This window comes from Acrocarpospora phusangensis (genome assembly GCF_016862995.1).
Classification (GTDB): domain Bacteria; phylum Actinomycetota; class Actinomycetes; order Streptosporangiales; family Streptosporangiaceae; genus Acrocarpospora; species Acrocarpospora phusangensis.
In genome coordinates this window covers 1-6,558 of record NZ_BOOA01000161.1, presented here as the reverse complement: position 1 = coordinate 6,558, position 6,558 = coordinate 1, and the positions used below count along the sequence as shown (strand labels likewise).

The 6,558-nt window shown below is 69.2% G+C and carries 4 protein-coding genes and 2 tRNA genes; 4 read left to right on the top strand and 2 right to left on the bottom strand.

Going from position 1 to position 6,558, the window contains the following annotated elements; genetic code table 11:
* Positions 1-94: 94 nt before the first annotated feature.
* Entirely contained in the window at positions 95-1,696 is a 1,602-nt protein-coding gene (locus Aph01nite_RS40415) for a heparinase II/III family protein (RefSeq protein WP_239162349.1), read from the bottom strand.
* A gap of 203 nt (positions 1,697-1,899) precedes the next feature.
* Between Aph01nite_RS40415 and Aph01nite_RS40410 the strand changes: the two genes are divergently transcribed.
* Both Aph01nite_RS40410 and gltX read left to right on the top strand, forming a co-directional pair.
* Positions 1,900-2,670 (top strand): fumarylacetoacetate hydrolase family protein, encoded by a 771-nt coding sequence (locus Aph01nite_RS40410; protein ID WP_204046384.1) that lies wholly within the window; start codon positions 1,900-1,902, stop codon positions 2,668-2,670.
* Positions 2,663-4,030, top strand: a complete 1,368-nt coding sequence (gene gltX / locus Aph01nite_RS40405; RefSeq protein WP_204046383.1) for a glutamate--tRNA ligase — start codon at positions 2,663-2,665, stop codon at positions 4,028-4,030. The genes Aph01nite_RS40410 and gltX overlap by 8 nt, the downstream gene beginning before the upstream one ends.
* A gap of 52 nt (positions 4,031-4,082) precedes the next feature.
* Here the strand turns inward: gltX and Aph01nite_RS40400 are convergent, their stop codons facing one another.
* On the bottom strand, positions 4,083-6,074 hold the full coding sequence (locus Aph01nite_RS40400) for a M3 family metallopeptidase (RefSeq protein ID WP_204046382.1): 1,992 nt from the start codon (positions 6,072-6,074) through the stop codon (positions 4,083-4,085).
* A 160-nt stretch (positions 6,075-6,234) separates the two neighbouring features.
* Between Aph01nite_RS40400 and Aph01nite_RS40395 the strand changes: the two genes are divergently transcribed.
* Both Aph01nite_RS40395 and Aph01nite_RS40390 read left to right on the top strand, forming a co-directional pair.
* Positions 6,235-6,306, top strand: a tRNA-Gln gene (locus Aph01nite_RS40395).
* Between the two features lie 28 nt (positions 6,307-6,334).
* Positions 6,335-6,410, top strand: a tRNA-Glu gene (locus tag Aph01nite_RS40390).
* Positions 6,411-6,558: the final 148 nt, after the last annotated feature.

The following is a 6,558-nucleotide window of genomic DNA, read 5'->3' as shown; positions in this document are numbered from 1 at the left end:
CCGGGACATACGACCTACGGCGCGGCGATCATCGGGGAGGCCGAGCGCCAGCTCAGAAAGGGTGGGTGGGTGGGAGAGCCCCGGCAAGCCCGTCCTAGACGAGGTTCTTGCCGGAGATCTTGAAGGTGGCCGGGCCGTTGGGTGTGCGTACGATGACGGTCCGGCCGGAGCAGGAGACCGCCGGCTGGTCGGTGCCCGGCACCACCAGGGTGAGCAGGGCCTTGGCGGAGGGGGAGACCACCACGGGAGCGGGCTCCTTCTGCATGTACGCCTTGGAGATCCAGCCCTGGTAAGGCGAGGTCTGACCGCGCACGATCTTCTGACCCTTGATCGGCTTACACCCCGGCAGGGCCAGCTGCACGACCGAGGCACGCCAGTCGTCGTCACTCACCACGACCGTGCCACCCGCGTTGGAGGTCACCTTGAGCTTGGGCGACAGGTGCCAGAGGTTGCGGACCTTGCCCGAGCTGACCGTGTCGTACACGGCCATGACGTCCTTCTTGTCGTGGTTGACGAGGATGGCGCGGGTGCGGCGGGCGCCGTACGCGGTGTCGGTGACGGTGAAGGACTGGCGGTCCTTGCCGATGGAGGAGCGGGTGAGCGCGGACGCCACGCCGCCGCGGAAACGTTTCCCGGTCACGATGGGCACGTTGTGGGCTTCCGGGGTGATCGTCCAGCGGCGGTAGGGCGTGTTCTCGTAGGAGTGGAAGCCCGCCTCGGTGAGCACGCTGCGCCCCTGCGCGTTGTACGTGACGCCGAGATGGTCCTCGTGGCCGTGGAACTTCAGGCCGGGCCCGAACCTGATCGAGTAGTAGGCCGACTCCTTGTCGTCCCAGGCGGTCCGGCCGAAGACGTACCCGGCGCGATAGACCTGCACCAGCGAGTTCGGCCGGTCGAACGCGGCCGGCTGCACGTCGGCGGGGCCGTCGCCGATGGGGACCAGGAAGCCGTCCGGCTGGGTGGCCGCGCTGATGTGCTCGGGCAGCTTGTCCCAGCGTTCCGCCAGGGCGGCGGGGACCTTCAGGCCACAGTCCTTGATCTTGTCCATGGCGACTCTGAGCCGGTCGTGGAAGTAGATCGCGTACCGGGGGGCCTGCTCGCGCAGGGCGCCCTGGGAGTCCACGTCCAGCGTGGTGGTCTTCACCATGCGCCCGATCGCCTGCTTCCGCCAGGCCTTGTTGTCGTACCGGCAGGCGATGCCGAGCAGGCCGATGTCCTGGTCCAGCCCGTGGTTGTGACCCCACTCGTAGTTCTTGTCGTTCGCCAGGATGCGGGCGTGCTGGGCCAGGCTGTCGCGCAGCCACTTGTCCGGCACGTGCCGGCTCAGGCAGACCAGCGCCGGCGCCCGCAGCGCCACCGGGTGCTCGGCCCACGCGTAGTCGGCCCCGCCGCCGGGCGGGTTCTTGGCCACCCAGTCCTTGGCCACCGCCGTCGCCCTGGACAGGTACGCGGCGTTGTTGGTGGTCTCGTAGTCGGCCACCAGCCGCCCCATCCAGCGCAGCGAGTGGAACACCATCTGCCAGGACCGGTTCTTGTACGGGTTGAGCTTCCAGTCCACCTTCTCGCCCACCTGAACCGCGGGCAGGTCGAGGAAGGACAGTTTGCCCGCCATCACGTCCGGGGACGTCGGGGTCGCGGGCAGCCAGTCACCCTGGCATTCCAGCGTCTTGGCCGCGTACGCGGGCTGCGCGGTCACCAGGCTCCCCGCTAGGAACAGGGCCAATACGCCAACAACTCTGGTACCGCTGGGCACGCCTGTTCCTTCCATCACCATGGGGGGCGCGGATCATGCTGGCCGAATCCCGACTATTGGGTCAAGTGACTACAGAGAATTCGCAGAGATCACCCGGCCGCCCCACGATGTGAGGGCAAGGGACGGCTGCCACTAGCCTGGTGAGCGTGCGTATCGCAAGGTTCTCCACGGGCGGCGGCGTCGCGTTCGGAGTGGTGGAAGAGGGCGGGCAAGTGCTCGCCAAGATCGACGGTCACCCGTTCGGCGGGATCCAGCTGACCGGCGAGCGGTTCCCGCTGGCCGAGGTCCGGATGGTCGCCCCGATGCTGCCCAGCAAGGTGGTGGCGATCGGCCGGAACTACGCCGACCACGTCAAAGAGATGGGCAACGACGTGCCCAGCGAGCCGATCATGTTCCTCAAGCCGTCCACGTCGGTGATCGGCCACGGCGAGGCCGTCGCCTATCCGCAGGGCCTGACCGAGCGTGTCGACTTCGAGGGCGAGCTGGCCGTCGTGATCGGCCGGCTCTGCCGGGAGGTCCCGGCCGAGCGGGCCAAGGACGTCATCTTCGGCTACACCTGCGCCAACGACGTCACCGCGCGCGACCTGCAGAAGCGGGACGTGCAGTTCACCCGGGCCAAGGGCTTCGACACCTTCTGCCCGCTCGGGCCGTGGATCGAGACCGACCTGGACGCGAGCGACCTGGCGCTGACCACCACGGTCAACGGGGAGCTGCGGCAGAGCGGGCGCACCTCCCAGCTGCTGTTCGACATTCCCACGCTGATCGCCCACGTGACCGCCGTGATGACCCTGCTGCCGGGCGACGTCCTGCTCACCGGCACGCCCGCCGGGGTCGGGCCGCTGACCCCCGGCGACGAGGTCAGCGTGGGCATCGAAGGCATCGGCACACTAACCAACAGGGTGGTCTCCCGTGACTGAGGTAAGGGTCCGCTTCGCGCCCTCGCCGACCGGCATGTTCCATGTCGGCGGCGCCCGCTCCGCGCTGTTCAACTGGGCGCTGGCCGAGCAGTCCGGGGGCCGGTTCGTCCTGCGCATCGAGGACACCGACGCCGCCCGCAACCGGCCGGAGTGGACCGAGGGCATCATCTCGGCGCTCGCCTGGATCGGCATCAGCGGCGAGTCCCCGTTCTTCGAGGGGCCCTACTTCCAGTCGGCGTACGAGCCGCAGCACCGGGAGGCCGCGGCGCGGCTGCGCAAGGACGGCAGGGCGTACCACTGCACCTGCACCCGGGAGGACGTGCAGGCGCGTACGGGCTCCGAGCACCAGGGCTACGACGGGCACTGCCGCGACCTCGGGCGGACCGAGGGCGCGCTGCGCTTCCGCACCCCCGACGACGGCGTCACCGTGGTCGAGGACGAGCTGCGCGGCACGGTCGAGTTCCCCAACGAGGCGATGGAGGACTTCGTCATCGCCCGCGGCGACGGCTCCCCGCTGTTCGTGCTGGCCAACGTGGTCGACGACGTCGAGATGCGGATCACCCACGTGGTCCGCGGCGAGGAGCACTTCTCCAACACGCCCAAGCAGCAGTTGCTGTGGCGGGCGCTCGGCCACACCCCGCCCCGCTGGGCGCACCTGCCGGTCATCGTCAACGAGAAGCGGCAGAAGCTGTCCAAGCGCCGCGACAAGGTCGCCCTGGAGTCCTACCGTGAGGAGGGCTACCTGGCGGAGGCGATGGTCAACTACCTGATGCTGCTCGGCTGGGGTCCCGGCGACGACCGCGAGATCATGCCCTGGGCGGAGATGGTCCCGCTGTTCGCGCTGCGGAACGTCAACCTCTCGCCGGCCTTCTTCGACGAGAAGAAGCTCCGCGCCTTCAACGGGGAGTACATCCGCGCCCTCCCGCTGGACGTCTTCATCCAGCGCTGCGGCGCCTGGCTCGACCCGGCCTGGGACCGCGACACCTTCGCCGAGGTGGCCGAGCTGGCCCAGACCCGGGTGGCCGTCCTCTCCGAGATCACGGCCAACGTCGACTTCCTGTTCCTCGCCGAGCCGGTCCACGACCAGCCCTCCTGGGACAAGGCCATGAAGCCCGGCGCCGCCGACATCCTCCGTGGGTACGCCTCCCGCCTGGAGACCGTCAGCTGGGCCCCCGAGTCCCTGAAGACGGCCCTGGAGGAGGTGGGCGCCGAGCACGGCCTCAAACTCGGCAAGGCCCAGGCCCCCGTCCGCGTCGCCGTCACCGGCCGCACGGTCGGCCTCCCCCTCTTCGAGTCCATCGAGGTCCTCGGCCGCGAACGCACCCTCGACCGCGTCCACGCGGCCCTCGGCAAGCTGTAGGGCACGTTTCCAACCCTGGCCGGGCGACGCTCGGCCAGGGTCCGCGTACGGGCTAGCGGAGGCCGCGGCGTTCGAGCAGGGGCTCGATGCGGGGGTCGCGGCCGCGGAAGGCGCGGAACGCCGTCATGGGGTCGACGCTGCCGCCCTTGGAGAGGAGTTCGGCGCGGAAGCGGTCGCCGTTCTCGCGGAGCAGGCCGCCGTTCTCGGTGAACCATTCGACGGTGTCGGCGTCCAGGACCTCGCTCCAGATGTAGGAGTAGTAGCCGGCGCTGTAGCCGCTCGCCCAGATGTGGGCGAAGTAGGTGCTGCGGTAGCGCGGCGGCACGGCCGCCAGGTCCACGCCCGCGCGGCGCAGGGCCTCGGCCTCGAAGCTCTCGGCGTCGCCGGACTCCTCGCCGGACTCGTAGTCGGTGTGCCAGGCCCAGTCGAGCAGGGTCGCCGCCAGGTACTCCACGGTGGCGAAGCCCTGGTTGAACTTCTGGGCTTCGAGCATGCGGTCGACCAGCTCGCGCGGCATCGGCTCGCCGGTCTCGTGGTGCTTGGCGTAGTTGGCCAGGATCTCCGGGTGGGTGGCCCACATCTCGTTGACCTGCGACGGGTACTCGACGAAGTCGCGGGGGACCGCCGTGCCCGAGAAACGCGGGTGGCGGACGTCGGAGAACAGGCCGTGCAGGGCGTGGCCGAACTCGTGGAACATCGTGTTGACCTCGTCGAAGGTCATCAGCGTGGGCTCGCCCTTGACGATGTTGAGGTTGTTCACCACGACCGGCCGGGAGCCCTCCAGGCCCGACTGCTTGACCAGGCTGTTCATCCAGGCTCCGCCGCGCTTGGAGGCCCGCGCGTGGAAGTCGCCCAGGAACAGGCCCAGCGGGGAACCGTCCTCGTTGAAGACCTCCCAGACGCGTACGTCGGGGTGGTAGCCGGCGAGGTCGGGGCGGGCCTCGAAGCGCAGGCCGTACAGGCGGGAGGCGGCGTGGAAGACGCCGTCGTGCAGCACGCGGTCGAGTTCGAAGTACGGCCGCATCTGGGCGCTGTCGATGGCGTAGCGCGCCTGGCGCACCCGCTCGGCGTAGAAGGCCCAGTCCCACGCCTCGATCGGGAAGCCGGCCTCGGCCTCCAGGGCCTCCTGCTCGCGGCGGGCGTTGGCGACGGCGGGGGTGACCAGTTTGTCGAGCATCTCGGTGACCGCGCCCGTGGTGCCCGCGGTCTGGTCGGCCAGCACGTACTCGGCGTGGTCGCGGTAGCCGAGCAGGCCCGCGCGCTCCCGGCGCAGGCGGGCGATCCGGGTGATCAGCTCGGCGTTGGCCGCGCCGCGCCCGGTGGAGGCCCGGTGGACCCGCTCGCGCAGCCCCCGGTCGGTCAGCGAGCTGAGGGACGGCTGGCCGGTGGGCAGCACCAGCGTGATCAGGTACTTGCCGGCGAGGCCGCGCGCGGCGGCGGTCTCCCTGAGCCCTTCGATCGCGTCGGGGGTGAGCCCGTCCAGTTCGGCCGCGTCGTCCACCACGACGGCCCGGTCGTTGGTGTCCTGGAGCAAGGTCTGCTGGAAGGTCGTGGCCAGCGAGGACAGTTCCTCGTTGAGCTTCCGCAGCCGGGCCTGCTGCGCCTCGTCCAGTTCGGCTCCGGCGCGGATGAAGTCGGTCCGGTACCGGTCGAGCAGCCACTGCTCGGCGGGGTCCTCGGTGGTGACGGCCTTGAGCCGGGCGTACAGGCGGGGGTTGAGGTGGATGGCGTCGCTGTGCTTGGCCAGCTTGGGGGTGACCTCCTGCTGGATGGCCTGGATGCCCGGGGTGGTGTCCGAGGACGCCTGGTTGAAGAAGACGGTCGACACCCGGTCCAGCAGGCGTCCCGACAGTTCCAGCGCCTCCACGGTGTTCGCGAAGGTCGGCGGGGCGGGGTCGGCCGCGATCGCCTCCACTTCGGCCAGGTGTTCCGCCATGCCCTGCTCGAACGCGGGACCGTAGTGCTCCTCGCGGATCTCGCGGAACGGGGGGAGCTCGTAGGGCAGGTCACTGGGGGTCAGGAACGGGTGGTCGGCCGGGGTCATCGGTGGCGGCTCCTCACGGTGGTCGGATTCGTACAGGTTCGCACAGGCAGCGAAAACGACGCGATCGCCATGCGTGCGGGAATCGTTTTGGTAGTGGGTCTCTGACTGGGCTATTCTTTCGGAGTCGCACGCGAAGCCCTGCGAAGGGTGAGCGTAGTGATGGGGTATGGTGTAATTGGCAGCACGACTGATTCTGGTTCAGTTAGTCTAGGTTCGAGTCCTGGTACCCCAGCTGCATCAACGTGACACACACGGTGCATGGTCCCGTCGTCTAGTGGCCCAGGACGCCGCCCTCTCAAGGCGGTAGCGGCGGTTCGAATCCGCTCGGGACTACCAGACCTCTCTAGAGAGGTTTGCGCAAGGATTGACTCCTTGCAAAGTCGCAAGTCAGAAGTAACGCAGTGACTGATGTAACGCAGTGAACGAATAGCTTGGCTCCGTCGTCTAGTGGCCCAGGACGCCGCCCTCTCAAGGCGGTAGCGGC